30 protein-coding genes are annotated in these 26,735 nt (G+C 54.9%); 20 read left to right on the top strand and 10 right to left on the bottom strand.

What is annotated here, in order from left to right; genetic code table 11:
- The first annotated feature begins 6 nt into the window (after window positions 1-6).
- The 5 genes from UR289_RS17400 to gntU all read left to right on the top strand — a co-directional run bounded on the left by UR289_RS17400 (window position 7) and on the right by gntU (window position 4,957).
- Complete coding sequence (locus UR289_RS17400) at window positions 7-1,044, top strand: oxidoreductase (protein ID WP_320711070.1); 1,038 nt, start codon at window positions 7-9, stop codon at window positions 1,042-1,044.
- Window positions 1,045-1,166: 122 nt separating this feature from the next.
- Window positions 1,167-1,862, top strand: coding sequence for a pirin family protein (locus UR289_RS17395; RefSeq protein WP_003861565.1), 696 nt, complete (start codon window positions 1,167-1,169; stop codon window positions 1,860-1,862).
- Between the two features lie 101 nt (window positions 1,863-1,963).
- Entirely contained in the window at window positions 1,964-2,959 is a 996-nt protein-coding gene (gene gntR, locus UR289_RS17390) for a gluconate operon transcriptional repressor GntR (RefSeq protein WP_021242747.1), read from the top strand.
- A 126-nt stretch (window positions 2,960-3,085) separates the two neighbouring features.
- A complete protein-coding gene (gene gntK, locus UR289_RS17385; RefSeq protein ID WP_008503362.1) occupies window positions 3,086-3,613 on the top strand; it encodes a gluconokinase in 528 nt (175 codons plus the stop codon).
- 3 nt (window positions 3,614-3,616) lie between these two features.
- Window positions 3,617-4,957, top strand: coding sequence for a gluconate transporter (gene gntU, locus UR289_RS17380; RefSeq protein WP_010436459.1), 1,341 nt, complete (start codon window positions 3,617-3,619; stop codon window positions 4,955-4,957).
- Between the two features lie 119 nt (window positions 4,958-5,076).
- On the opposite strand, the gene plsB is transcribed toward gntU, so the two are convergent.
- Window positions 5,077-7,497 carry a glycerol-3-phosphate 1-O-acyltransferase PlsB gene (plsB, locus tag UR289_RS17375; RefSeq protein WP_033144402.1) on the bottom strand — a complete coding sequence of 807 codons (2,421 nt, stop codon included), beginning with the start codon at window positions 7,495-7,497 and terminating at the stop codon, window positions 5,077-5,079.
- 154 nt (window positions 7,498-7,651) lie between these two features.
- On the opposite strand from plsB, the gene UR289_RS17370 reads away from it, so the two are divergent.
- The 4 genes from UR289_RS17370 to UR289_RS17355 all read left to right on the top strand — a co-directional run bounded on the left by UR289_RS17370 (window position 7,652) and on the right by UR289_RS17355 (window position 10,468).
- Window positions 7,652-8,020 carry a diacylglycerol kinase gene (locus tag UR289_RS17370; RefSeq protein WP_048980859.1) on the top strand — a complete coding sequence of 123 codons (369 nt, stop codon included), beginning with the start codon at window positions 7,652-7,654 and terminating at the stop codon, window positions 8,018-8,020.
- 108 nt (window positions 8,021-8,128) lie between these two features.
- Entirely contained in the window at window positions 8,129-8,737 is a 609-nt protein-coding gene (lexA, locus tag UR289_RS17365) for a transcriptional repressor LexA (RefSeq protein ID WP_023310039.1), read from the top strand.
- A gap of 63 nt (window positions 8,738-8,800) precedes the next feature.
- On the top strand, window positions 8,801-10,138 hold the full coding sequence (gene dinF, locus UR289_RS17360; RefSeq protein ID WP_221703268.1) for an MATE family efflux transporter DinF: 1,338 nt from the start codon (window positions 8,801-8,803) through the stop codon (window positions 10,136-10,138).
- A gap of 120 nt (window positions 10,139-10,258) precedes the next feature.
- The gene (locus UR289_RS17355; RefSeq protein ID WP_320711103.1) at window positions 10,259-10,468 is read left to right on the top strand and encodes a CsbD family protein; all 210 of its coding nucleotides are present in this window, start codon (window positions 10,259-10,261) and stop codon (window positions 10,466-10,468) included.
- 69 nt (window positions 10,469-10,537) lie between these two features.
- Here UR289_RS17355 and zur read toward each other — a convergent pair whose 3' ends face one another.
- Window positions 10,538-11,050, bottom strand: a complete 513-nt coding sequence (gene zur, locus UR289_RS17350) for a zinc uptake transcriptional repressor Zur (RefSeq protein ID WP_182072270.1) — start codon at window positions 11,048-11,050, stop codon at window positions 10,538-10,540.
- Between the two features lie 115 nt (window positions 11,051-11,165).
- Between zur and UR289_RS17345 the strand changes: the two genes are divergently transcribed.
- From UR289_RS17345 to pspG, 4 genes are all read left to right on the top strand, one after another.
- A complete protein-coding gene (locus UR289_RS17345) occupies window positions 11,166-11,654 on the top strand; it encodes a cupin domain-containing protein (RefSeq protein WP_023310041.1) in 489 nt (162 codons plus the stop codon).
- A gap of 172 nt (window positions 11,655-11,826) precedes the next feature.
- Complete coding sequence (locus tag UR289_RS17340) at window positions 11,827-13,137, top strand: conjugal transfer protein TraF (RefSeq protein ID WP_167818942.1); 1,311 nt, start codon at window positions 11,827-11,829, stop codon at window positions 13,135-13,137.
- A gap of 82 nt (window positions 13,138-13,219) precedes the next feature.
- Window positions 13,220-14,215: a tRNA dihydrouridine(20/20a) synthase DusA gene (gene dusA, locus UR289_RS17335; RefSeq protein WP_045355242.1), complete on the top strand. Its 996-nt coding sequence runs from the start codon at window positions 13,220-13,222 to the stop codon at window positions 14,213-14,215.
- A gap of 136 nt (window positions 14,216-14,351) precedes the next feature.
- Complete coding sequence (pspG, locus tag UR289_RS17330) at window positions 14,352-14,594, top strand: envelope stress response protein PspG (protein WP_023310044.1); 243 nt, start codon at window positions 14,352-14,354, stop codon at window positions 14,592-14,594.
- A 184-nt stretch (window positions 14,595-14,778) separates the two neighbouring features.
- Here pspG and UR289_RS17325 read toward each other — a convergent pair whose 3' ends face one another.
- A complete protein-coding gene (locus UR289_RS17325; protein WP_039264131.1) occupies window positions 14,779-15,762 on the bottom strand; it encodes a quinone oxidoreductase in 984 nt (327 codons plus the stop codon).
- A gap of 66 nt (window positions 15,763-15,828) precedes the next feature.
- On the opposite strand from UR289_RS17325, the gene dnaB reads away from it, so the two are divergent.
- Both dnaB and alr read left to right on the top strand, forming a co-directional pair.
- Window positions 15,829-17,241: a replicative DNA helicase gene (gene dnaB / locus UR289_RS17320; RefSeq protein WP_023310046.1), complete on the top strand. Its 1,413-nt coding sequence runs from the start codon at window positions 15,829-15,831 to the stop codon at window positions 17,239-17,241.
- Between the two features lie 16 nt (window positions 17,242-17,257).
- Complete coding sequence (gene alr / locus UR289_RS17315; RefSeq protein WP_320711063.1) at window positions 17,258-18,337, top strand: alanine racemase; 1,080 nt, start codon at window positions 17,258-17,260, stop codon at window positions 18,335-18,337.
- Between the two features lie 51 nt (window positions 18,338-18,388).
- On the opposite strand, the gene UR289_RS17310 is transcribed toward alr, so the two are convergent.
- Window positions 18,389-19,519, bottom strand: a complete 1,131-nt coding sequence (locus UR289_RS17310) for a hypothetical protein (protein ID WP_032662597.1) — start codon at window positions 19,517-19,519, stop codon at window positions 18,389-18,391.
- 317 nt (window positions 19,520-19,836) lie between these two features.
- On the opposite strand from UR289_RS17310, the gene UR289_RS17305 reads away from it, so the two are divergent.
- Window positions 19,837-20,430 carry a response regulator transcription factor gene (locus UR289_RS17305; protein ID WP_224435039.1) on the top strand — a complete coding sequence of 198 codons (594 nt, stop codon included), beginning with the start codon at window positions 19,837-19,839 and terminating at the stop codon, window positions 20,428-20,430.
- 85 nt (window positions 20,431-20,515) lie between these two features.
- Here UR289_RS17305 and UR289_RS17300 read toward each other — a convergent pair whose 3' ends face one another.
- The 6 genes from UR289_RS17300 to UR289_RS17275 form a co-directional block, all read right to left on the bottom strand.
- Window positions 20,516-20,806 carry a hypothetical protein gene (locus tag UR289_RS17300; RefSeq protein ID WP_032662594.1) on the bottom strand — a complete coding sequence of 97 codons (291 nt, stop codon included), beginning with the start codon at window positions 20,804-20,806 and terminating at the stop codon, window positions 20,516-20,518.
- Window positions 20,807-21,214 carry a hypothetical protein gene (locus tag UR289_RS17295; protein WP_033144411.1) on the bottom strand — a complete coding sequence of 136 codons (408 nt, stop codon included), beginning with the start codon at window positions 21,212-21,214 and terminating at the stop codon, window positions 20,807-20,809.
- Window positions 21,215-21,279: 65 nt separating this feature from the next.
- The gene (locus UR289_RS17290) at window positions 21,280-21,762 is read right to left on the bottom strand and encodes a ribonuclease domain-containing protein (RefSeq protein ID WP_081273719.1); all 483 of its coding nucleotides are present in this window, start codon (window positions 21,760-21,762) and stop codon (window positions 21,280-21,282) included.
- A gap of 18 nt (window positions 21,763-21,780) precedes the next feature.
- Window positions 21,781-22,230, bottom strand: coding sequence for a lysozyme (locus tag UR289_RS17285; protein WP_048976345.1), 450 nt, complete (start codon window positions 22,228-22,230; stop codon window positions 21,781-21,783).
- Window positions 22,230-22,832, bottom strand: a complete 603-nt coding sequence (locus UR289_RS17280) for a DUF2589 domain-containing protein (RefSeq protein WP_033144414.1) — start codon at window positions 22,830-22,832, stop codon at window positions 22,230-22,232. Before UR289_RS17280 ends, UR289_RS17285 begins: the two co-directional genes overlap by 1 nt.
- A 75-nt stretch (window positions 22,833-22,907) precedes the next feature.
- Entirely contained in the window at window positions 22,908-23,465 is a 558-nt protein-coding gene (locus UR289_RS17275) for a DUF2589 domain-containing protein (protein WP_023334176.1), read from the bottom strand.
- 206 nt (window positions 23,466-23,671) lie between these two features.
- On the opposite strand from UR289_RS17275, the gene tyrB reads away from it, so the two are divergent.
- The 4 genes from tyrB to UR289_RS17255 all read left to right on the top strand — a co-directional run bounded on the left by tyrB (window position 23,672) and on the right by UR289_RS17255 (window position 26,734).
- The gene (gene tyrB, locus UR289_RS17270; protein WP_320711057.1) at window positions 23,672-24,865 is read left to right on the top strand and encodes an aromatic amino acid transaminase; all 1,194 of its coding nucleotides are present in this window, start codon (window positions 23,672-23,674) and stop codon (window positions 24,863-24,865) included.
- 269 nt (window positions 24,866-25,134) lie between these two features.
- Window positions 25,135-25,848: an acid phosphatase AphA gene (gene aphA / locus UR289_RS17265; RefSeq protein ID WP_032662578.1), complete on the top strand. Its 714-nt coding sequence runs from the start codon at window positions 25,135-25,137 to the stop codon at window positions 25,846-25,848.
- Between the two features lie 113 nt (window positions 25,849-25,961).
- Window positions 25,962-26,378, top strand: a complete 417-nt coding sequence (locus tag UR289_RS17260; RefSeq protein ID WP_023310052.1) for a secondary thiamine-phosphate synthase enzyme YjbQ — start codon at window positions 25,962-25,964, stop codon at window positions 26,376-26,378.
- Between the two features lie 2 nt (window positions 26,379-26,380).
- Window positions 26,381-26,734 (top strand): MmcQ/YjbR family DNA-binding protein, encoded by a 354-nt coding sequence (locus UR289_RS17255; RefSeq protein WP_023310053.1) that lies wholly within the window; start codon window positions 26,381-26,383, stop codon window positions 26,732-26,734.
- The last annotated feature ends 1 nt before the right edge of the window (window position 26,735 follow it).

Below are 26,735 nucleotides of genomic sequence, written 5' to 3'. Positions count from 1 at the left end.
TGAGCCATGACACTACATTGCGCATTTATTGGATTTGGTAAAAGTACGACCCGCTACCACCTGCCGTATGTTCTCAACCGTAAAGACAGCTGGCACGTCGCGCACATCTTCCGCCGCCGCGCGAAGCCGGAAGAGCAATCCCCGCAGTATTCCCATATCCATTTCACCAGCGATCTTGATGAAGTGCTTAACGACCCGCTGGTCAAACTGGTTGTTGTCTGCACCCATGCCGACAGCCATTTTGACTATGCGAAACGCGCGCTGGAAGCGGGCAAAAACGTGCTGGTGGAAAAACCGTTCACCCCGACCATCGCCGAAGCAAAAGCGCTGTTCGCGCTGGCGAAAAGTAAAGGCCTGACCGTTACGCCGTATCAGAACCGTCGCTTTGACAGCTGCTTCCTGACGGCGAAAAAGGCGATTGAAAGCGGCAAGCTGGGCGACATTGTGGAAATCGAAAGCCACTTCGATTACTACCGTCCGGTGGCGGAAACCCAACCAGGCCTGCCGCAGGACGGCTCGTTCTATGGTCTGGGCGTGCATACGATGGACCAGATCATCTCCCTGTTTGGCCGACCGGACCACGTGGCGTATGACATCCGCAGCCTGCGTAATAAAGCCAACCCGGACGACACCTTTGAAGCGCAGCTGTTCTACGGCGACCTGAAGGCCATCGTCAAAACCAGCCATCTGGTGAAAATCGACTATCCGAAATTTATCGTTCACGGCACCAAAGGATCGTTCATTAAGTACGGCATCGACCAGCAGGAGACCAGCCTGAAGGCCAACATCATGCCGGGTGAACCGGGCTTTGCGGCGGATAATTCCGTGGGCGTGCTGGAGTATGTGAACGATGAGGGCGTAACGGTCAGGGAAGAGCTGAAACCGGAAACTGGCGACTATGGCCGCGTCTACGATGCGCTGTATGAAACTCTCACAACTAGCGCGCCGAATTACGTCAAGGAATCTGACGTTCTGACCAACCTGGAAATCCTCGAGCGGGCCTTTGAGCAGGCTTCTCCTGCCACGGTAACCCTCGCGAAATAAGCAAAAACGGCTCCTCTGTGCTTGTTCATAATTTTTGAACAGAGGAGTCAATTTTCACCCTCTATGATCCCGGGCAGTTTGCGTCCACACTTACTCCATCGAAACGAACTGAGGGTGAAACAATGATCTACTTACGCAAAGCAAACGAACGTGGTCACGCGAATCATGGCTGGCTGGACTCATGGCATTCATTCTCGTTTGCCGACTACTACGACCCGAACTTCATGGGCTTCTCCGCACTGCGCGTGATTAACGACGACGTGATTGATGCAGGCCAGGGCTTCGGTACCCACCCGCACAAAGACATGGAAATCCTGACCTATGTGCTGGAAGGGGCGGTGGAACACCAGGACAGCATGGGCAACAAAGAGCAGGTTCCGGCGGGCGAGTTCCAGATTATGAGTGCGGGTACCGGGGTGCGTCACTCCGAGTACAACCCGAGCAAAACGGAAAAACTGCACCTGTATCAAATCTGGATCATTCCAGAAGAGACCGGCATCACGCCGCGCTACGAGCAGCGCCGCTTCGACGCGAAACAGGGCAAACAGCTGGTGCTGTCCCCGGATGCGCGTGAAGGTTCCCTGAAGGTGCATCAGGATATGGAGCTGTACCGCTGGGCGCTGGCGAAAGACGAACAGTCTGTGCACCAGATTGCCGCCAACCGCCGCGTCTGGATCCAGGTGGTGAAAGGTGAAGTGTCCATCAACGGCACCAAAGCGACAACCGCCGATGGCCTCGCCGTCTGGGATGAGCAGGCGCTTTCCGTGCATGCCGACAGCGAAAGTGAAATTCTGCTGTTTGACCTGCCGCCGGTGTAATAAATCATAAATAAATGCCCATCCTTCCCTTTGACAGGGGAAGGATGGGCTTTGTCCGTGATAAACTGAGCAAATCTCTCACTTCAAGATTTCTCAGGACGATGAAAAAGAAACGCCCCGTACTTCAGGATGTCGCCGATCGCGTCGGTGTGACCAAAATGACGGTCAGCCGTTTTTTACGTAACCCGGAACAGGTTTCCGTGGCGTTGCGTGGCAAGATTGCCGCGGCCCTTGATGAACTGGGTTATATCCCCAACCGCGCACCCGATATTCTCTCCAATGCGACCAGTCGTGCGGTGGGCGTCCTGCTTCCTTCCCTGACCAACCAGGTTTTCGCCGAAGTTTTGCGCGGCATTGAAAGCGTCACCGATGCTTTTGGCTATCAAACCATGCTCGCCCACTACGGGTACAAGCCGGAACTGGAAGAAGAACGTCTTGAATCGATGCTTTCCTGGAACATCGACGGCCTGATTTTAACCGAACGTACCCACACTGCCCGCACGCTCAAAATGATTGAAGTGGCCGGTATCCCGGTGGTGGAGCTGATGGACAGCCAGTCGCCGTGCCTCGACATCGCCGTTGGGTTCGATAACTTCGAAGCGGCGCGCCAGATGACGGCGGCCATCATCGCCCGTGGGCATCGTCATATCGCCTATCTGGGTGCGCGTCTTGATGAACGTACTATCATCAAACAGAAGGGATACGAGCAGGCGATGCTCGACGCGAACCTAACTCCGTACAGCGTGATGGTGGAGCAGTCTTCTTCCTATACGTCGGGTATTGAGCTGATGCGTCAGGCACGACGCGAGTATCCACAACTGGACGGTATTTTCTGCACCAACGATGACCTTGCGGTCGGCGCGGCGTTTGAGTGCCAGCGTCTGGGGCTCAAGATCCCTGATGATATGGCAATTGCCGGTTTCCACGGCCACGACATTGGCCAGGTGATGGAGCCGCGTCTGGCGAGCGTCCTGACCCCGCGTGAACGTATGGGCCGCATTGGCGCAGAACGCCTGCTGGCGCGCATTCGTGGCGAGACGGTTACCCCAAAAATGTTAGATTTAGGTTTCACCTTGTCACCGGGTGGATCTATTTGAACTGACAAATTTGAAGTAGCTCACACTTATTCACTTCGCGCACGTTTGGATATTGCTTCTCTTTTGCCCCGGCAGGACAATGTTACCGATAACTGTTACCCGTAACAATTGACTGAGGGACACCCTTTGAGCACGACTAATCACGATCACCACGTCTACGTCCTGATGGGCGTTTCCGGTAGCGGGAAATCAGCCGTAGCCAGCGAAGTGGCGCATCAACTCCAGGCTGCGTTCCTTGATGGCGACTTTCTCCATCCGCGCAGCAACATCATGAAAATGGCCTCCGGCGAGCCGCTGAACGACGACGACCGCAAACCGTGGTTGCAGGCGCTGAATGACGCCGCGTTCGCCATGCAGCGTACCAACAAAGTCTCCCTGATCGTCTGCTCTGCGCTGAAAAAAACCTACCGCGACCTGCTGCGCGACGGTAACCCGAACCTCTCTTTCATCTACCTGAAGGGGGACTTCGAGGTGATTGAAAGCCGCCTGAAGGCGCGTAAAGGTCACTTCTTCAAAACCCAGATGCTGGTGACGCAGTTCGAAGCGCTGCAGGAGCCGGGTGAAGATGAGAAAGACGTCTTAGTGGTTGATATCGATCAGTCACTGGAAGGTGTTGTTGCCAGCACCATCGAGGTCATTAATAAAAGGCAGTAAGTTTTGAGTACATTAACGCTAGTTTTGACAGCAGTGGGTTCCGTGTTGCTGCTGCTGTTTTTAGTGATGAAGGCGCGTATGCACGCTTTTGTCGCTTTGATGGTGGTTTCTATAGGTGCAGGTCTCTTTTCCGGTATGCCGCTCGACAAGATCGCCGCGACAATGGAAAAAGGGATGGGAGGCACGCTGGGCTTCCTGGCGATTGTGGTCGCCCTTGGCGCGATGTTTGGCAAGATTTTGCACGAGACGGGCGCGGTCGACCAGATTGCCGTCAAGATGCTGAAATCCTTTGGCCACAGCCGCGCGCACTACGCGATTGGTCTGGCTGGCCTGATTTGCGCGCTGCCGCTGTTCTTCGAAGTGGCCGTTGTGCTGCTGATAAGCGTCGCGTTCTCCATGGCGCGCCATACCGGCACTAACCTCGTGAAGCTGGTTATTCCGCTGTTTGCGGGCGTGGCGGCAGCCGCAGCGTTTCTGCTGCCTGGGCCTGCGCCGATGCTGCTGGCGTCCCAGATGCACGCTGACTTTGGCTGGATGATCCTGATTGGCCTGTGCGCGGCAATCCCGGGGATGATTATTGCCGGTCCGCTGTGGGGCAACTTCATCAGCCGTTACGTTGAGCTACACATTCCGGATGACATCACCGAGCCGCACCTGGGCGAGGGCAAAATGCCGTCCTTCGGCTTCAGTCTGTCGCTGATCCTGCTCCCGCTGGTTCTCGTGGGACTGAAAACCATCGCCGCGCGCTTTGTGCCGGTGGGTTCCAGCGCCTACGAATGGTTCGAGTTCATCGGTCATCCGTTCACGGCGATCCTGGTGGCGTGTCTGGTGGCGATTTACGGCCTGGCGATGCGTCAGGGAATGCCAAAAGACCGGGTGATGGAGATCTGCGGTGCCGCGCTGCAGCCGGCGGGCATTATCCTGCTGGTGATCGGCGCTGGCGGCGTGTTCAAGCAGGTGCTGGTGGATTCCGGCGTAGGCCCAGCTCTGGGCGAAGCGCTGACCGGGATGGGCCTGCCGATTGCGGTCACCTGCTTCGTGCTGGCCGCGGCGGTGCGCATCATCCAGGGTTCCGCAACCGTGGCGTGCTTAACCGCCGTGGGTCTGGTGATGCCGGTGATTGAACAGCTGAACTACTCCGGTGCGCAGATGGCCGCGCTGTCTATCTGTATCGCGGGCGGTTCGATTGTGGTCTCTCACGTTAACGACGCGGGCTTCTGGCTGTTCGGTAAATTTACCGGCGCCACCGAAGCGCAAACCCTGAAAACCTGGACGCTGATGGAAACCATCCTTGGCACAACGGGCGCCATTGTCGGGATGATTGCTTTCACACTGCTGAGCTGAATGCGGTGATTTAACAAGGCTCAAAAATAAGGCCCGGTAGCGTTAACGCTTACCGGGCCTTTATATTATGCAGAACGCCAGGCCGGGTCAGGTGAAACCACCAACCCGGCTTTTTCACATCACTCGCCCTGCGTCGCGCTCTCGATCGTCAAACGCACATCTGACGTAATGAGTTCGGCCAGCATCTGGTACACCTTCAGCGTCTCTTCCGGCTCGGCATCGCCCGTATCGCTGATGTAGCCTTCGTCACGCAGCGTCAGGACCAGAGAGCTGAAGACCGCTTTGTCGAAGAACTCAGGGGCGTTAATGCCGTGCAGAACGGACAGGCGCTGTGCCAGCGTCCGGCTCTCTTTCTCCAGCGTGCCGCGGTTGATAGACGGGTTCGCACTCAGCAGCCAGAACGTAATGGCGTAGCGCTGCAGCGTTTCGCGCGCACCGGCCGCAAGCAGTTGCAGGGTTCGGGAACGCGACGGATTGATGTGCAGCTCGTCGTTTGAGACGGTGATCAACCCCTGACGACGCAGCTCTTCCGTCAGTTTGTCCAGTTCGCCCGCCAGCTCGTCTTTGCTCCAGCGCAGGAACAGCTCCGCTTTCAGCATCGGATAGAGCGTCTCAACGTGACGCAATAGCTCCTGACGCGAAATACGGCGATGCTGGGTGATGATAGCCGCCATGAGCGACGGCAGCATCAGCATATGGGTGATGTTGTTGCGGTAGTAGGTCATCAGCACTGCCTGCTCGCGCGGCAGAATAATGATGTCGCCGATCGTGTCCTTTTCGACTTCAAACTTGTTCATCTGCAGCGCGTGATCGATAAGCTCACTGGCGGTAGCAGAAGGCACGGTTGAATCAACGGAATACGGCACGTTGCGCATCATGTCCAGATAGCAATCCAGCTGCTCCGTGAGCTGTTCGCGGGTCAGCGAGCGCTGACGCGAAGCCAGAAGCGCCGTACAGCACAGGTTCATGGCGTTAGCCGCACCGGCGTTGTTAATGCGCACCATCAGCTCGGACGCGATGCCGTTGACCGTTGGCGTCAGCCAGGCCGGACGAATCGCTTCGATAGGATCGATGGACTCGCGCCACTCGGGAACGTGATGGTTCAGATACGTCATCAGCGGCATCGGTTCGCCGAAGTTCACGTAGCCCTGACCGAGGTTGCGTAGCTTGCTCAAACCGCGCAGCATCTGCGGCAGGCTCTCTTTCTCTTTGGTCGCACCGCGCAGCTCTTTGGCGTACGTGCCCACTTCCATCACGTGCTCATAGCCAATGTAGATTGGCACCAGCGTGATTGGACGGGTTCCTCCGCGCAGCATCGCCTGAATGGTCATCGACAGCGTGCCGGTCTTCGGATCGAGCAGACGTCCGGTACGGGAACGACCGCCCTCCACGAAGTACTCCACGGAATAGCCGCGGCTGAACAGCTCGCCCAGATATTCGCGGAACACGGTGGAGTAGAGCTTGTTGCCCTTGAAGGTGCGACGGATAAAGAACGCGCCCAGGCGGCGGAAAATCGGACCTGCTGGCCAGAAATTCAGGTTGATACCGGCAGCAATGTGCGGCGGTACCAGCCCCTGGTGATAGAGCACGTAGGAAAGAAGCAGGTAGTCCATGTGGCTGCGGTGGCAGGGAACATAGACAATCTCATGGCCATCGTGCGCCAGCTGACGCACACGTTCAGCATTATGAACGTTGATGCCCTGATACAGGCGGTTCCAGGTAAAGCCGAGAATACGATCGGACAGGCGAATCATCTCGTAAGAGAAGTTCGCTGCAATCTCTTCCATCAGCGCAATGGCGTTCTGCTGGGCTTTCTCATGCGATATTTTCTTGCTGCGCGCTTCGTCTTCAACGGCGCGGGCAATCGCTTTGGAGGCCAGCAGCTTGTTGAACAGATCCTGACGCGCCGGGAGACGCGGCCCTACGGCAGCGAGGCGCTGGCGGGCGAAGTGCATACGCGCCACGCGCGCCAGTTTTTGCGCGATGATCTTGTCGGTACCGTGCTCGTCCGCCATACGACGCAGCGAAACGGAAGGGGAGAAACGCACAAAGCTGTCGCGTCCCAGCCAGGAGACCGCGAAGAACTTCTGGATGCCGTTAAGCATGCGCAGCGGCGGATTCTCTTCACCTTTTTCACGGCCCGGACGACGACCAAACATCACCGATACCGGCACCATCTGCACATCCAGATCGGGGTTGCTGCGGTGCAGGTCAAGATAGTCGTGGAACAGCTTGATGGACTCTTCTTTTGGCGTGTAGTAGGTAAACACGCGCGGTCCACCGTGAATGAACACGTAGCGCGGCAGCAGCGTACCGTCAACTTCAAGCGGTTCAAGCGGGTCCGGTAAGTCATGCGCCAGACACTGGGCGCGAAGCGTCAGTAAGTCTGCCTTCGAGTTATAAGGCAAAACGTACATAATAGGACGCGAGGTATCGAGCCCCAATTCCAGCGCGGGTTCTGCTGGGATAGACTTGCTTTTTACCAGGATGCTTAATGGTAAATTAAGTAATTTGTAGTAAATTCGTGGCCAGCCGGACATAAACGATGTAAAGCCTCTGGTTAATAATGCAATTGCGGCGCAAGGATAACAGAAAGCGCGCAAAATTTCTGTTGTTACCCGTCATACTTCAGGCTGTAGCGAAACGCGCTACAGTTCCTGTTACTGACGCTTTTTTTCATAAAAGGTTCTTTTAATGGCCAATAATACCACTGGGTTAACGCGTATCATCAAAGCCGCCGGCTATTCATGGAAAGGTTTCCGTGCCGCGTGGATCAACGAAGCCGCCTTTCGCCAGGAGGGCGTCGCCGCTATCATCGCGGTGATCATCGCCTCTTTCCTTGATGTTGATGCTATTACCCGCGTACTTCTAATCGGTTCCGTGCTTCTGGTGATGATAGTGGAAATTCTTAATAGCGCTATTGAAGCCGTTGTTGATCGCATTGGTTCAGATTTCCACGAGCTTTCTGGCCGCGCAAAAGACATGGGCTCTGCTGCCGTGTTGCTGGCGATTATCACTGCCGTTATCACCTGGGTCACGCTGCTTTGGTCACATTTCCGATGAGCCTCGAGGAATAATTAAGTCCCTGGTTTTTTGTGCAGTTTTTGGTTCCAAAATCGCCTTTGACTGTATATACTCACAGCATAACTGTATATACACCCAGGGGGCGGAATGAAAGCGTTAACGACCAGGCAGCAAGAGGTGTTTGATCTCATCCGGGATCATATCGGCCAGACGGGTATGCCACCCACGCGTGCGGAAATCGCGCAGCGTCTGGGCTTCCGTTCTCCGAATGCTGCCGAAGAACACCTGAAAGCGCTGGCGCGTAAAGGCGTGATTGAGATTGTTTCAGGCGCGTCACGTGGTATCCGCCTGCTGGTGGAAGAAGAGACGGGCATTCCGCTGATAGGCCGTGTTGCCGCCGGTGAGCCTTTACTGGCACAGCAGCATATTGAAGGCCACTACCAGGTTGATCCTGGCATGTTCAAACCGAGCGCAGATTTCCTGCTGCGCGTTAGCGGTATGTCGATGAAAGACATCGGTATTCTTGACGGCGATCTGCTTGCGGTGCACAAAACGCAGGATGTGCGTAACGGTCAGGTGGTTGTCGCGCGCATTGATGATGAAGTTACCGTCAAGCGTCTGAAAAAACAGGGTAACACCGTTCAGTTGCTGCCTGAAAACAATGAGTTCTCCCCGATTGTGGTCGACCTCCGCGAACACAACTTCTCTATCGAAGGACTGGCGGTTGGGGTCATTCGCAACGGTGAATGGCTGTAATCTCTTCCTGACAGGCTATGGCGCCGCTGTAGCCTGCTTCATTCTCCACTCCCGGTATTTTTCATGTCACTGCTGACGGAATCAGATAAGGCATTGTGGCGTCTCGCTCTGCCGATGATTTTCTCTAATATCACCGTGCCCTTGCTGGGGCTGGTCGATACTGCCGTTATTGGTCATCTTGATTCGCCTGTTTATCTTGGCGGCGTGGCGATTGGCGCGACGGCAACCAGCTTCCTGTTTATGCTGCTGCTCTTTTTGCGCATGAGCACCACCGGGCTCACGGCACAGGCTTATGGTGCAAAAGATCCGCTGCGTCTGGCGCGCGCGCTGGTCCAGCCGCTGATCCTTGCGCTTGGCGCGGGAGTGTTAATCGTTTTATTACGTACGCCCCTGATCGACCTTGCGCTCCATGTTGTCGGCGGCAGCGAGGCGGTACTGGCGCAGGCGCGACGTTTCCTTGAAATTCGCTGGCTCAGCGCGCCCGCCTCGCTGGCAAACCTGGTTCTGCTGGGGTGGCTACTGGGCGTACAGTACGCCCGTGCGCCAGTGATTTTGCTGGTGGCAGGCAACCTTCTCAACATTGTGCTGGATGTCTGGCTGGTAATGGGCCTGCATATGAACGTGCGGGGCGCGGCGCTGGCGACGGCAATTGCCGAATACGGAACCTTGATTATCGGTCTGTGGATGGTCTGGCGCGTGCTGGCGATGCGCGGGATCTCCCTGGCGCTGCTCAAAACCGCATGGCGCGGCAATATCCGTAAGCTGCTGGCGCTCAATCGTGACATCATGCTGCGCTCGCTGCTGCTTCAGCTCTGCTTCGGCGCGCTGACGGTTTTCGGGGCCCGACTGGGGCCAGAAATCGTCGCGGTCAACGCGGTATTGATGACGCTGCTGACCTTTACCGCCTACGCGCTGGACGGATTTGCCTATGCGGTAGAAGCGCATTCCGGGCAGGCGTACGGGGCGCGCGAAAGCGGGCAGCTTAGGGGCGTCTGGCGGGCAGCCTGCCGCCAGTCTGGGCTGGTGGCGCTGGCGTTTGGCCTGGTATACGCCTGCTTTGGTGAGCAAATTGTCGCGTTGCTTACGTCTCTTCCTGCGCTGCGCGAGCTGGCGAGTCACTATCTCATCTGGCAAGTCATCTTACCGGTGGTCGGCGTCTGGTGTTATCTGCTGGACGGCATGTTCATTGGTGCGACGCGCGGAGCGGAAATGCGTAACAGCATGGCGGTCGCGGCGGCCGGGTTTGGTCTGACGCTGCTGACGCTTCCCTGGCTGGGTAATCACGGTTTGTGGCTGGCCCTGGCCGTTTTCCTCTCGCTGCGAGGGATATCGCTGGCTTTTATCTGGCACCGCCACTGGCAAAACGATACCTGGTTCCCTTCACGTCACGATATATCGTGACGGTTAAAGATTCCGAATATCAAATCAACTGCCGAATCCTTAACTACAATAATTATCACGTCCAGCAGAAAAGAACGTAACGGACGTTACGACCCGACGCTTAACTAAGAGGACACGATGATGAATAAAGACGAAATCGGCGGCAACTGGAAGCAGTTCAAAGGTAAAGCGAAAGAACAGTGGGGTAAGCTGACCGATGACGATATGAACGTCATTGAAGGTAAACGCGATCAGCTTGTCGGTAAAATCCAGGAGCGTTACGGCTACGCAAAAGACCAGGCGGAAAAAGAAGTGGGCGACTGGGAAAAACGCAACGACTACCGCTGGTAACCGGGCTATACCCGCAAGTACAAGGAAGTACACCCTGAGGGCGGCCATGAGCCGCCTTTGCTTTTACTGCTAACGCGGTTTTTTCTTCACAAGAATAGAGTGGTCGTGCTGACATGCGTCCTGATGACGGCAGGCTTCCACTTCCACGCAGGCACAGCACAGCCCGTGCGCTTCAATCACGTTATGACGCAGGGCAAAACCCATTTTCGCCGCCAGCGTATGCATAATATCTTCCACGCCTTCCGCAGCTTCTTCTTTCACCACGCCGCAGCGGTCACAGATAAACATCGCCGATGTATGGGTGGGCTGATCGAACAGATGGCACAACACGTAGCTGTTTGTGGACTCAACTTTATGCACGAATCCTTGTTCCAGCAGGAAATCCAGGGCGCGATACACGGTCGGTGGTTTCGCCTGCGGCTCGCTTTCGCGGAGCAGGTCCAGCAGATCGTAAGCGCTGATGGCACCCTGCTGCAGGCTCATCAGACGTAAGACTTCAAGGCGCTGCGGAGTCAGGCGCACATTGCGTTGCGCACACAGCTTTTCGGCCTGCGCTAACAGCTCTTTTGTGGACTTATCCATTTAGCACCCCGGATGTTATAGGACGGAAAACCCTCACTTTATCATGTTCTGGTAAAAACGCCGAGATCCGCCAGTCTGTGCTATACCTGACCCATTGCAAACCGGGAAATAAACAATGAAAAAACCTGACTGTATTCGGCACTGGCGCGACGTTGAAGGCGCGGATGATTCGACCTATCCAGATAGCGATGAGCGTTTTTCTATCGGCGCCCCGTTGGCTCGCAAGCTTGGGCTCGGGCGCATTGGTATCCATCACGAGCGTTTACCGCCAGGGCGCAGGACGTCCTATCCGCACGCGGAAAGCGATGAAGAAGAGTTCGTTTATGTGCTCGAAGGTCATCCAGAAGCGTGGATCAATGGCTATTTATGGAAACTTGAACCGGGCGACAGCGTGGGGTTTCCTGCCGGAACCGGTATCTGCCACACCTTTATCAACAACACGGACGAAGAGGTGCGGTTACTGGTCGTTGGCGAGGCCAACAAAAAGCACAACCGCATCTACTATCCGCTTAACCCCGTGTATGCCGCCACGCGTGAGGATCGCTGGGTAGACCACCCGCCCCAGTTTTTTGGACCGCATGATGGAAAACCTGGGAAAAAATAATTTCCTCTTCTATAAATATTGAGGGCCGTCACAAAATATAACAGGCCGTAAGGGAGTTTTACTTAGGGATAGAAATAGCGGGTCTTTTACTACTTATTCACAGCAATAGTTCGTTCCTGTTTGGGTGATAACAGACAGGGGTTATTTCATAACAGACTATAACGGGCATACTGTGAAAAAAAATTTTAAATTTTCGGTGGTTAGTATCGCTGTTTCCTTGTTTATGGCAAATCAGGCGGGAGCAGCCAATACCTGGACAGAATCACGTAGCGACGCAATGGGTGGCACTGGCGTTGCCTCCGGGAGCTATGGTAGCGGGGCGTTAATCAACCCCGCGTTGCTGGCAAAGGCAAAACCGGACGATGATGTGACGGTCATTTTGCCGTCCGTTGGCGTACAGGTGACGGATGAGGACAATCTTCAGGACGAGATTGATACCATCAACGACAAAATCAATCACTATAAGGATGTGGTTGATGACCTCACGCCAAGGGAGATCATCACCAATCCGTTAGGTTCCATTAATCAATTCCAGGGCGCGGCCAAAGATCTGGCCGATGAGCTGGACTATCTCAAGGGTAAAACCGCACGCGCGACGGCAGGTGCCGGGCTTGCCGTGAGTATCCCTAACGATGTGCTTTCCGTGGCCTTTATGGCGAAAGGCTACGCCCATGGCCGGGTGAGTTCGTCTATCGATCAGCAAGATATTGATTATCTGCGCGGTATTCAACAAAGCAAGGTGGTGGCTGCCGGTGTTGCCCTGGACGCTGCGCTGAACGGCACGGATCAGATCACTAAAAATCTCAACTCAACGGCGTCTGGCCGGGCAGCGATTGTGTCCGACTATGGTGTTGCCGTTGCCCGTCAGTTTAACCTCGGCGGCGTCCCGGTTTCCGTAGGCGTGACGCCAAAGCTGCAAAAAACCTGGGTCTATAACTACACCACGTCAATCTACGATTACGACAGTAACAAGTGGAACGACAGCCGCTACCGCACGGACGACACGGGCTTTAACGTCGATGCCGGTATTGCGGCTGATTTCGGCGAACACTGGACGGTTGGCGTGAGCGGGCAAAACCTGATGTCGCGCGATATCGACACCAAAGATATCCGTATCCGTAACGGCCGGACGGGAGAAGTGGTGAGCTACAAAGACACCTACCAGATCCGTCCGCTGGTAACCGCCGGCGCCGCCTGGCATAACGACCTGGTGACGCTGACCGCCGATGGCGATCTGACGGAAACCAAAGGCTTCAAGAGCGAAGATACGTCGCAGTACGTGGGCGTCGGTGCTGAGGTTACGCCGCTCAGCTGGCTGGCGGTGCGTGCGGGTTATCGCGCGGACGTGAAGGGTAACGACAGCAATGTCTTTACCGGCGGTGTCGGCTTCGCGCCGTTCAGTACCGTTCATGTTGACCTGATGGGCCTGTACGGCGAGGACGAAACCTGGGGCGCCGGGGCTCAGCTGAGCATGACGTTCTAAAGTCCACCGGAGGCGCTGCGCCTCCGGCTTTTCTTTGTGCTATAGTAGCGCCCCTTTTCCACCAGATGCTTAAAACTTCGCCATGTCGTCAGAATTACAGACCGCTTTCCCTGCACACCGTTTCTCCATTGCGCCGATGCTCGACTGGACGGACAGACACTGCCGCTATTTCCTGCGCCAGCTCTCCCGCCATACGCTGCTGTACACTGAAATGGTGACCACGGGCGCAATCATTCACGGGAAGGGCGACTATCTGGCCTATAGCGAAGAAGAGCATCCGGTTGCCCTGCAGCTGGGCGGCAGCGATCCGGCCGCGCTGGCGCAGTGCGCGAAGCTGGCGGAAGAACGCGGCTACGACGAGATCAACCTGAACGTTGGCTGCCCGTCCGACCGCGTGCAAAACGGCATGTTTGGCGCCTGTCTGATGGGGAATGCACAGCTGGTAGCGGACTGTATCAAGGCGATGCGCGATGTGGTCTCCATTCCGGTCACGGTCAAAACCCGTATCGGCATTGACGACCAGGACAGCTACGAATTCCTGTGCGACTTCATCAACACGGTATCCGGGAAAGGCGAGTGTGAGATGTTCATCATCCACGCGCGAAAAGCCTGGCTCTCCGGCCTCAGCCCGAAAGAGAACCGTGAGATCCCGCCGCTGGACTATCCGCGCGTGTATCAACTGAAGCGTGACTTCCCGCACCTGACGATGTCCATCAACGGCGGCATCAAGTCGCTGGAAGAGGCCAAAGCGCATCTGGCGCATATGGATGGCGTGATGGTCGGCCGCGAGGCGTATCAGAATCCGGGCATTCTGGCGACGGTCGATCGCGAAATCTTTGGCATCGAAGGCGCGGACACCGATCCGGTTGCCGTCGTGCGTGCGATGTACCCCTACATTGAGCGTGAGTTGAGCAATGGCACCTATCTCGGTCATATCACCCGCCATATGCTTGGCCTGTTCCAGGGTATTCCGGGCGCGCGTCAGTGGCGCCGCTACCTGAGCGAGAATGCGCATAAAGCCGGAGCCGATATTGAGGTGCTGGAACATGCGCTGCGACTGGTGGCGGACAAGCGATAACTTTCGCTAAAAGTTCGTCAAATTCACCACGCCCTGCGAACGTTAGCGGGGCGTTTTGCTTTAATAACAACAGGTTAATGCTGGCATGATTCTTGTAATGCTGAGTGCATTACTCGGGAACTAGTGGGAGAGCACCATGCTGGAACTACTTTTTGTGATTGGCTTTTTTGTCATGCTGTTAGCGACTGGCGTTTCGCTGCTCGGCATTCTGGCGGCTATCGTGGTGGCGACGGTGGTCATGTTTATTGGCGGACTGTTTGCGCTGACGATCAAACTGTTGCCGTGGCTACTGCTGGCCATTGCGGTCGTGTGGGTGATTCGGGCGATTAAAGCGCCAAAAGTGCCCAGTTATCAGCGCAATAACCGCTTCCGTTACTAAGGTATTGAGGGGTTCGTCACATACTTGTAACTTTTCCGGCGGCATGGCTTAGAACAGAATAGGATTTAGTTATCGAATCTGTCACTATGGCTGCCGTTAAAGAATTCATCGAGCTGTACCCTACATACAGCCGAACTAAAAAAAGAAAGGGCTTCCCACGGGAAGCCCAATTTCTTTTTGGGGCTCAGGGAATCAACAAGCTCGACCCCTGCGTCGCCCGGCTCTCCAGCACCTCATGCGCGCGCTGCGCATCGGTCAGCGCGAATTTCTGCGCATCTGCCACATCCACTTTGATGACGCCGCTGGCGATCAGCGAGAACAGCTCGTTGCTGGCTTCCTCAAGTTCTTCCCGGTTGGTGATGTATCCTTGCAGGGAAGGGCGAGTCACATACAGCGAACCTTTCTGATTCAGAATACCGAGATTAACGCCGGTGACCGCGCCAGACGCATTGCCGAAGCTGACCATCAGACCACGGCGCTGCAGACAGTCCAGCGACGCTTCCCACGTGTCTTTCCCCACCGAGTCATACACCACGCGCACTTTTTTGCCGCTGGTGATCTCCTTCAGCCGCTCAACAATGCTCTCTTCACGATAGTTAATCACCTGCCAGGCGCCCGCCTGCAGCGCGCGCTGCGCTTTTTGTGCATTTCCGACGGTGCCGATCAGCTTCGCGCCCAGCGCCTTTGCCCACTGACAGGCGATGAGCCCGACGCCACCCGCTGCGGCATGGAACAGGAACTGCTCGTCGGGCTTAATTTCATAGGTTTTGCGCAGCAGGTAGTAAACCGTCAGACCTTTCAGGAACGAGGCCGCCGCCTGCTCAAAGGAGATGGCGTTAGGCAGCAGGGCGGCTTTATCCGCCGGAACGTTGTGGACGGAGCTGTAAGCGCCCAGCGCAGACTGCGCGTACACCACGCGGTCGCCCTCTTTAATATGCTTAACCGCGCTGCCCACTTTGACGACGACCCCGGCTGCCTCGGTGCCCAGGCCGCTCGGCATTGACGGCGGCGGGTAGAGACCGCCGCGAATATAGGTGTCGATGTAGTTTATGCCTATGGCTTTGTTTTCAACCTGCACTTCGTTTTCGCCAGGCGCGGCAGGGGTAAACTCCACCGCTTTCAGTACGTCTGGCCCACCGTGTTTCTGGAATTCAATGCGCGTTGCCATGCTCCCTCCGTAAGAAAAATATGGTAATCTTTCGACCCACTCTTTATCTCGGTAACTCCATTCACTATGGCAGGAAACAAACCCTTCAACAAACAGACTGAACCTCGCGAGCGTGATTTCCAGGTCGCAGGGTTAAAGGTCCCGCCGCACTCGATTGAAGCGGAACAGTCGGTGTTGGGCGGTTTAATGCTGGATAACGAACGCTGGGACGACGTCGCCGAGCGCGTCGTGGCGGAAGATTTCTACACCCGCCCGCACCGCCACATCTTTACCGAAATGGCGCGCCTGCAGGAGTCGGGCAGCCCAATCGACCTGATCACGCTCGCGGAATCGCTGGAGCGTCTTGGTCAGCTCGACAGTTGCGGCGGGTTTGCCTATCTGGCGGAACTGTCAAAAAACACGCCTAGTGCGGCGAACATCAGCGCGTATGCCGATATCGTGCGCGAACGAGCCGTCGTCCGCGAGATGATTTCGGTGGCGAATGAGATCGCCGAAGCCGGTTTTGATCCGCAGGGTCGCACCAGCGAAGACCTGCTCGATCTGGCTGAATCCCGCGTCTTTAAAATCGCCGAAAGCCGCGCCAATAAAGACGAAGGTCCAAAAAACATCGCCGATGTCCTCGACGCCACCGTTGCCCGTATCGAACAGCTGTTCCAGCAGCCGCACGACGGTGTGACCGGGGTAAACACCGGCTATGACGATTTGAACAAGAAAACCGCCGGTCTGCAGCCGTCGGATTTGATTATCGTCGCCGCGCGTCCGTCGATGGGTAAAACTACCTTTGCGATGAACCTCGTCGAAAACGCGGCGATGTTGCAGGATAAGCCGGTATTGATCTTCAGCCTTGAGATGCCCTCCGAGCAGATTATGATGCGTTCTCTGGCGTCGCTGTCGCGCGTGGATCAGACCCGCATTCGTACCGGCCAGCTCGATGATGAAGACTGGGCGCGCATTTCCGGCACCATGGGCATTCTGCTGGAAAAACGTAACATCTATATCGATGACTCCTCCGGCCTGACGCCGACGGAAGTGCGCTCCCGCGCGCGCCGTATTGCCCGTGAACACGGCGGCATCGGCCTCATCATGATTGACTACCTTCAGCTGATGCGCGTCCCGTCGCTTTCCGACAACCGTACGCTTGAAATTGCGGAGATTTCCCGCTCGCTCAAGGCGTTAGCCAAAGAGCTGCACGTACCGGTCGTCGCGCTGTCGCAGCTGAACCGCTCTCTGGAACAACGTGCCGACAAGCGCCCGGTCAACTCTGACCTGCGTGAGTCCGGCTCCATCGAGCAGGATGCCGACTTAATCATGTTTATCTACCGTGATGAGGTTTATCACGAGAACAGCGACCTGAAAGGGATCGCCGAAATTATTATTGGTAAACAACGTAACGGCCCAATCGGGACGGTGCGTCTGACCTTTAACGGACAGTGGTCGCGTTTCGACAACTATGCCGGTCCTCAATATGATGATGAGTAATTTCTAAGGAATTCAAATGCAAGCGGCAACTGTTGTTATTAACCGCCGCGCTCTGCGACACAACCTGCAACGTCTGCGTGAACTGGCGCCTGCCAGCAAGCTCGTTGCAGTCGTGAAAGCGAACGCTTACGGACACGGTCTTCTTGAGACCGCGCGAACGCTCCCCGATGCCGACGCCTTTGGCGTCGCCCGTCTCGAAGAAGCCCTCCGCCTGCGCGCGGGCGGCATTACTCAACCCATACTGCTCCTCGAAGGCTTTTTCGAAGCCAGCGATCTGCCGACCATTGCTGACCAGCATCTGCATACCGCGGTACATAACGAAGAACAGCTCGCCGCACTCGAAACCGCCAAGCTGAGCGAGCCGGTGACCGTCTGGATGAAGCTCGACACGGGCATGCACCGTCTGGGCGTGCGTCCGGAAAGCGCGGAAGCGTTTTATCAGCGTTTATGCCGGTGCAAAAACGTGCGTCAGCCGGTGAATATCGTCAGCCACTTCGCCCGCGCCGATGAGCCCGAGTGCGGTGCGACCGAGCGCCAGCTGGATATCTTTAACACCTTCTGCGAAGGCAAGCCGGGGATGCGCTCGATTGCGGCATCCGGCGGTATTCTGCTGTGGCCGCAGTCGCATTTCGACTGGGCGCGACCGGGCATCATTCTCTACGGCGTGTCGCCGCTGGAGAACAAACCCTGGGGGCCGGACTTTGGCTTCCAGCCGGTCATGTCGCTGGTCTCTAACCTGATTGCCGTGCGTGACCATAAAGCGGGCGAGCCGGTGGGCTACGGCGGTACCTGGACCAGCGAGCGTGATACCCGTCTCGGCGTGGTGGCGATGGGCTATGGTGACGGCTATCCGCGCGCCGCGCCTTCGGGCACGCCGGTTCTGGTCAACGGTCGCGAGGTGAAGATCGTCGGCCGCGTGGCGATGGACATGGTTTGTGTCGATCTGGGGCCTGAAGCCCAGGATAAGCCCGGCGACGATGTCGTGATGTGGGGTGAAGGTTTGCCCGTCGAACGCATTGCTGAAATTACGAAAGTGAGTGCTTACGAACTTATCACGCGCCTGACGTCAAGGGTGGCGATGAAGTACATCGATTGAGACTCGCAGATAGTCGTCCAACGGCATTAGCTGCCGTTGGACGCGTAACGCTTATTTCAACACGTTATAGATCGCCTGATTAGTCAAATAATCCGACGCGAGCCCTGACTCCGGACTGAAGCGCGAACCCTGGATGGACGAGAACCGTTTTCCGGTGCTACCCAACGAGACATAACGCTCCCCCCCATCGTTTTCCGAAATGGTGTACACCGTTTTCTGCATCTCGGCGAATAGCGGAGCGTTACGCTGAATGGCCTGATGCAATTCCAGCAGCTGCACTCCATCCAGATTGAGCTTTTTATCCAGCGTGACGCCCCATCTTTGCAGGCAAACTTCGGCGAAATGACGCACGATCGTGCCGGGCTCATGGACCACTTTTTCCCCGCTATTCCCATTGGCCGAAGCATTCCCTACCAGCGTAGCGTGGCGACCAGACATGGGATAAATATGGACTTTTGTCGCGCTATCGGTCTGTGGAATGACGCACGAGAAACCTTTTGATCGCTCATGTCTGGCATAGAAAGCCACATACTCCTTCACGTTGCTGCCCAGAGTGACTTTGTCCGCCTGGAAATTACCCATACCCGGAACCGGATCGACCGCAAAAATATTCACCGGAATCGTCGTTAAAAGGGGATCGGCAAGCATTGCATTGGCAAGCATATGGCAGCTAATTCCGCCCCGGCTCCACCCAACAAGGTTCACCTGAGTGGGCAGGATCTGACCCTGGCGGAAGGTTTTGATGATTTGCTGCTGCAGCGCCTGCTGGGTCACTTTACGATCGCCATAGTCATATTTGCGCCACCAAAATGAGCCGGTAACCTCAACGTCCTGAATCGGTACACCCGCCTTTTTAAGCTGCTCATAGTTTTCTTTTGTGAGCTTCTCACGCTGCCAGTCAACGTGTCCTTTGATAATATTGATCGCATGCTGAACATTCTCATTCCAGCCGCTGCCCAGAAGCTGGGCGCGAAGCTGAGAATATTCTCCGCTTTTGACCCAAAGCTCATCGCTTTGTAGATTGCCGCTCCCCGGACCATCAAGAATGACCCATTCGGCGAACTCTTTACCCTTGTTATTGGCTGCCAGAGAAGAGATGAGCTCGCCGTTCCAGTAATTAGCATGAGACTCATCAAATTTATTAGATCCAGTACCACAGAAATACACTGTTAGTATTGTCATAAATGACCTCATTGAAATATTAATATGTAGGTGGATGGCACGCGTGCAGTAAAATAATACGTGTCAGCAATATTTCTGGGAATATGCTATTGAGCCCAGGCTGTTTTTAATAACGATAAGATCGTTCTTAATTAAACATGGCTATGTTTAATGTGTAGTACTGCTTAACTTTTTGCTTTGGATATATGACATTTGCCTTATGCCGAATGCTGTTTTTACAGTTTTGTAATAGCACGCATACTTAATTTCGGAATAAGTTGGTTGAATAACCTAAGAAAATAGATTTCACACGGGGTTATGCTACGATGAATATATTAATGATCGATGAATTACCGATCTTCATTCACGGTATGAAAACAGAGCTGGAACGCGTCATGCCGGAATGCACTGTTTTTGCAGCGAGCAATTTTGAAGATGCACACGCAATTTTAACCTCTATGCCGGTCAGCATTATTTTGCTGGATGGTGAAATGAAGTGCCGTGATTTTATCACTAATTTGATGACAAACTGGCCTGAGCTACCGATCGTGGTGATGTTACGAAAAACGACGGATAAGATATTCAACTTCTACATCCGCCAAAGCATTAAGGGCATTTTTACCAAGGATCTCCCCGCCGAGAAAATCAGCCAGATACTTTGCATGGTTTCCTCGGGGGTGGTCTGTTTTCCGGAGCAAGCCGTGGTCCAGCGAGAACAACCCACTGGCGGGTTGCCGATCTACTCCCTGAGTCGTCGGCAGAAGGAAGTTCTTAAGCTGCTGGCGAATGGAGGAACAAATAAGCAGATCAGCCGGCAATTGAATATCAGCGCAGGTACGGTCAAAGTGCATCTGGAATCCATCTTTCACCGACTACAGGTCAACAATCGAACGCAGGCCGCAATGCTCTATTTTAAATATATGTCTAATTAGCCGATTTTCAGCAAAGCGAAGGGCTGCAGTCAAAATGCGTTAAAAGAAAAGCGCAACAGACAGACCTCTGTTGCGCTTTGTTTTTTTAACGGTACTGAGATTTGAAATAATATATCACCACCACCAGCGTTCCGAAGTCCTGCAATAGCCAAAATGGAAAGCTGTCACTCAGTATATCAGCACCGGTAAGAATAAATTTCATGTTTAAGCTGCTCTCACCAAAAAAACCAAAGGCGAGGGCGGCTAAGCCAATTTTACACATTACCGGCAGGGCATGGACTCTTCGGCTATAGGCGGCAAACAAAATCAGCAGCGATGTTATCAGGTCGACGAAGATAATAAAGGGAAGCACCCAGCCATTCATTATGTTAAGCATTTATTCTCCATCGGGCTTGTTGTGGGTTAAATCTGGCGGAGAAAGTGACTCATGTCTGACTTTACTTTTAATGACGCTTGCAACATCAAAAATATCGCGCTGCTCATGCCGGCGAAAAAAGTTTGCCAGCCAGACGATCAGGCCATTACTCATTGCCCCGAGGATATACCCTAAACCAAGCGTGATATCGGCCTGATTAAGGTCTATCTTTAACCAGCGGGCTGCTAATCCACCTAATGCGACGGCCGCGCCCATGCTGATTCCACCAAAAATAATGCCTGCCATAAATCGGCTGTGCTGGTGCAATCGCTGCGGTTGCCAGAAAAACGAGATACTGACGCCGCCAAATAAACCTGAAAAAGCCAGCAAGGCTTCACTGATGAGGGTCGGGAGATAGATGTCAGACATATGTTCATCCTCTGCAAGGATAAATCCCCTCGGAAAAGGGGACTTATTATCGTAACGGGCGCTTATTATTGGCAGGGATCCAGCTCAACAATATGCTGATACTTATCGGTCGTAATAAAGCGCTGCTGCCCTGACAGGCTGTAAATCAGACGCTTGGGAGAGCGATACCCCTTCACGACATCGACATCCGCGCTAAGCCAGGGCTGACTGGAAGGAAGAGCGCGATCGCTGTATTTATCGCCACCGATCCATTTTTGATTGGTGGGTTTAAGACCCCAAAGCGATTCGCTTTCACTTCCCGACCAGCCGAGGCGTTTGGCCTCATCCGAGGTAATATAGCGGTCGGGCAGGCGCCCAAAATTTTTTATATGACGAAGCGTTGTCGCCAGATCGGTCACGTTATTGACGGGCACCATACCCTGAGAAGATAAAAAGGCGTTGGCTTCCTTTATTTCCTCTTCGCAGGTTGGCATGGCGGCGGTTGCCTGTAACACGTTGAATAACGAAACAGACAGTACGGCCATTTTCACTATGTAAAGTGGTTTCATTGTAATTTTCCTGTTGAATTAACTAAGAAATAGCTTCATTTCCGCCTCGCGGCGTCGGGTAAGCCCGGTCAAAACCTTACCGCCTGCCTTATTCCAGCTTTTGAACTGCAGTGCGGCGCCCTGGATATCGCCTGCGTTGAATTTTTTGAGCAGCGTGGATTTCTTTAAATTGCCCACGCCAAGGTTGAAGGCGAACGAAACCAGCGCGTCGAATTGGTTCTGCGTCGAAGCGTTGTTCAGCAGTTTTTTCACGCCGTCCTCGGTGCGTTTCAGATCTTTGCGCAGCAGATCTTTGGCTTCACCGGTGGTAATTTTGGTGAGCTTTTCCATCTCCTCTTTGAGGATCAAATGGCCGTAGCCGATGGTCCATAAACCTACGGCATCGCGATAACGCTCCAGCCTCAGCCCTTCAAACTGGCAAATAAGCTGAATGCCCCTGTCACCTGTACGTTCTGGTTGTTTTTGCATTACGGAGTCTCCTCTGCTTTCGGGCGGGGAATCACCTTGTTGGTGTATTCGTCAATCAAACGCATGACGCTTTCCGGTGGCTCAAGTGCGGTAAATTGCATCTCTACATCGACGTGGCGGCTGTCACGCCCGCCTTTGTTATCGCTGGAAGGCGAAAGGCTGACGTGAAAGCGGCCAAATTCGTTTTCACCGGACTGGCGGGAAGGCGCCTGCATGCCTTCCGTGCGGATCGTCAGGTTGACCTTCATCTTTTCCAGCATCAGCCCGCGCGGTGTCGAAAGCGCGACCAAGGGCAGGTCAAAGTAATGCTTTTCATCCAGCGCCAGCTGTACCGTGCGTGGAATTAACGAACCGTCTTCTGCGGGTTCGAAAAAGGGATCCAATGCCTTCATATACTGCTGAGCAATCAGTTCGTTGGCCGCAGTGGCCGCGTACTGCATCCCACGCGTGATATCTTCAAGCGAGATCGGCACGCCGGGAATATCGGCTGGAGGCGCTGGAGGCGTGTTTTCCTGTACCGGTGGCGTGCCTTCATCCTCTTTGCCCGCCCTGTTTTCCGGCTCCTCATCCTTGCCGCCGCGCAGCCATTTTTTAAAAGACATATTTCGCTCCTGGAAAAAGGGCTACCCGGGTAGCCCCTGCGTTACGGAATCGCACGTATGTCGCGGCGTGGAAGATTATTGCGCGGCGACAGGCTTGGTTTTGGCGTTGGTCAGGTAATCAATCACGCGCTGCAGAGCTTCAGGTGGCTCCTGGCGTTTAATCTGGGTATGAATGGAATATTTCGCGCGTGTATCGGTCGAACGGGTCTGCTCCGATTTATGGGAGACCTTGCCGGTCATTTTCGCTTTGAAAACGCCCCAGCCGACGGACGCTTCCACGGAGGCCTCCGCTTCGGTGCTGCTGGAACTGGCTTCGCTCTGGCTCACTTCCAGCTCAAAGTCGATGGTACCGTCCTCGATACAGATGATGGGGTGGGTGACAGCCGCCAGGAGCGGAATACTCATCTTACGGGTCACGCTGCCTTTATTGACCCCCTGTTCGTCTACCACGGTTTCGTCGTAATCGAACTCGATCGCGACAGCTTTGCCGTCTTTAATACAGACGGAGAGCAGGAAGTCGGTATAGGCCTTGCTCGCCTGGACCTGTGCTTTGATCATCGCCTGCAGCGGACCGCCGATCATATGTTCCAGCGGCAGGGCGTTAATAACTGAACCAATAAATTGTGAATCCATGATGTGAACTCCTTGAATCAGTGAATGCGCGGTTGCGCAGGAGCCACATTACGGAAAGCGAGAAGGGGAAAATATTGGGTAAATGTCATGGCGAGAGGACGCAAAAAACCTATGCCGATCGCAGGATAATCTTAAGGGGTGGTGTTGAGTGATGTTCCGGTTTATTGTTGAAATCCCTGCCTCATCGAATTCCGGAGAACCATCGCGTGTTTCAGAAAGTTGACGCCTATGCCGGCGACCCTATCCTCTCCTTAATGGAGCGTTTCAAAGAAGATCCTCGCAGCGACAAAGTGAACCTCAGCATCGGTCTGTATTACAACGAGGATGGCATCATTCCTCAATTAAAAGCCGTTGCCGAAGCCGAAGCGCGTCTGAACGCTGTTCCACACGGTGCTTCTCTTTATCTGCCGATGGAAGGGTTAAACGCCTACCGCAACACCATCGCTCCGCTGTTATTCGGTGCCGATCACGCGGTGCTCGCGCAAAAACGCGTGGCGACCATCCAGACGCTGGGCGGCTCGGGTGCGCTGAAAGTGGGAGCAGACTTCCTGAAAAAATACTTCCCGGATTCAGGCGTGTGGGTCAGTGACCCGACGTGGGAAAACCACGTTGCGATCTTCGAGGGCGCAGGTTTCAACGTGGCGACCTATCCGTGGTTCGACAGCGAAACGAACGGCGTGCGCGTTGAAGCTCTGCTGGAAAAACTGAACACCCTGCCGGCGCGCAGTATTGTGCTGCTGCACCCATGCTGCCATAACCCGACCGGGGCGGATCTCACCAACGCCCAATGGGATGCGGTGATTGAGGTACTGAAGGCCCGCGACCTGATTCCGTTCCTCGACATCGCCTACCAGGGCTTTGGCGCGGGCATGGAAGAAGATGCTTACGCCATCCGCGCCGTGGCCAGCGCCGGGCTGCCTGCTCTGGTCAGCAACTCCTTCTCTAAAATCTTCTCCCTTTACGGTGAACGCGTTGGCGGTCTGTCCGTGGTCTGTGAAGACGCCGAAGCGGCGGGTCGCGTCCTGGGCCAGCTGAAGGCGACGGTGCGCCGCATTTACTCCAGCCCGCCAAACTTTGGTGCGCAGGTGGTGGCGACGGTTCTCGGTGACGAACAGCTGAAAGCGTCCTGGCTTGCCGAAGTGGAAGCGATGCGTAAGCGCATCCTGGCCATGCGTCAGGAGCTGGTTAACGTGCTGAAAGAGGCCGTGCCGGGACATAACTTCGACTATCTGCTCAAGCAGCGCGGGATGTTCAGCTATACCGGTCTGAGCGCGGCGCAGGTCAATCGTCTGCGGGAAGAGTTCGGCGTCTACCTGATCGCCAGCGGCCGTATGTGCGTGGCGGGCCTGAATGCCAGCAACGTTCATCGCGTGGCGCAGGCGTTTGCTGCTGTAATGTAAGTATTCACTTACTTGCATGCTCTATGTAGGCCGGGTAAGGCGCAGCCGCCACCCGGCTTTTTTTGTTTGCGCCGGTGCCAATCATTACCCGGTGGCGCTTCGCTTACCGAGCCTACACGCCTCTTCCACGCTTTGTGATCGTCTTCTTTTTATTCAGCTTCATAAGCAAAAACTCCTTCCCTTCACCTCCCGCTGGGGTTATGGTCGGATAGTTTTTTGACCATCCGCTCAAATTAAAACGATAACAAACTGAATATTCAGGGGAAAATATGCGCAAGATCACACTGGCGCTCAGCGCCGCCTGCTTATTGTTCTCGCTTAACAGCGCCGTCGTCGCGCGAGCTTCTGCCCCGACGCCGCTTTACACCGGCACCACCGCCGCCATTCTCGCCGAGCAGGCGCCCATTCACTGGGTTTCCGTGGCCCAAATCGAAAACAGCCTGATCGGCCGCGCGCCAATGGCCGTGGGTTTTGACATTGACGATACCGTACTGTTCTCAAGCCCTGGCTTCTGGCGCGGGAAGAAAACGTATTCACCCGACAGCGAAGCGTATCTGAAGAACCCGGAATTCTGGGAAAAAATGAATAACGGCTGGGATGAATTCAGCATCCCGAAAGAGGTTGCCCGTGCGCTTATTGCTATGCACGTGAAGCGCGGTGACAGCATCTACTTTGTTACCGGCCGCAGTCAGACCAAAACCGAAACCGTCTCTAAAACGCTGCAGGATGATTTCCAGATCCCGGCGACCAGCATGAACCCGGTCATTTTTGCCGGTGACAAAGAGGGGCAAAACACCAAGACCCAGTGGCTGGAAAAGAAAAATATCAAAGTATTCTACGGCGATTCGGATAACGACATCACCGCCGCGCATGACGTGGGGGCCAGAGGGATCAGGGTATTGCGCGCCTCTAACTCGACCTATCGACCGCTGCCGATGGCCGGAAAGTTTGGCGAAGAGGTGATCGTCAATTCGGAGTATTAAGTACCCGGCAGCGGGTTTGACTCTTTTTTAATCAAATCTCGCTGCTGCGGGTTTTACCTTTCGTCTTCTTGCTGCACACTTAGAAAGATTCATCTTTCATCACGGAGCAGCACATGTGGTACCAACAGACCCTGACCTTAAGCGCTAAACCACGCGGATTTCACCTGGTGACGGATGAAGTCATCGGGCAACTCCGCGATCTGTCGCGGGTGAAAACGGGTTTGCTGCATCTGCTGCTTCAGCACACGTCAGCCTCTCTCACGCTTAATGAAAATTGCGATCCCACCGTCCGGTCCGACATGGAGCACCATTTTCTGAAGAGTGTCCCGGACAACGCGCCTTACGAGCATGACTATGAGGGGGCGGACGATATGCCTTCCCATATTAAATCTTCCCTGCTGGGCGTGTCGTTGATGCTGCCGGTTCACAACGGGCGGCTGCTGTTGGGTACGTGGCAGGGGATCTGGCTGGGAGAGCATCGCATTCACGGTGGTTCGCGTAAAATTATCGCCACGCTACAAGGGGAATAAAGATGACAATTTCGGAGATACTTCAGTACTGCATGAGCAAGCCCGGCGCGGAGCAGAGCGTTCATAGCGACTGGAAAGCCACGCAGATAAAAGTGGGAGATGTCCTGTTTGCGATGGTGAAAGAGGTGGAAGGCCGTCCGGCGGCGTCGCTGAAAACCAGCCCTGAACTGGCGGATTTGCTACGCCAGCAGCATGATGACGTGAGGCCGAGCAAGCACCTTAATAAGGCGCACTGGAGCACCGTCTATCTGGATGGGTCGATTCCTGGATCGCAGATTTACTACCTGGTGGACGCGTCCTATCAGCAGGCGGTTGAGCTGCTGCCGGAAACCACCCGACAGCAACTCTCCGTGTGAC

The organism is Enterobacter sp. 302C9 (genome assembly GCF_034106085.1).
GTDB lineage: Bacteria > Pseudomonadota > Gammaproteobacteria > Enterobacterales > Enterobacteriaceae > Enterobacter > Enterobacter asburiae_B.
Note: the sequence above shows the minus strand (reverse complement) of the source record. Positions and strands in the feature narration are given on the sequence as shown.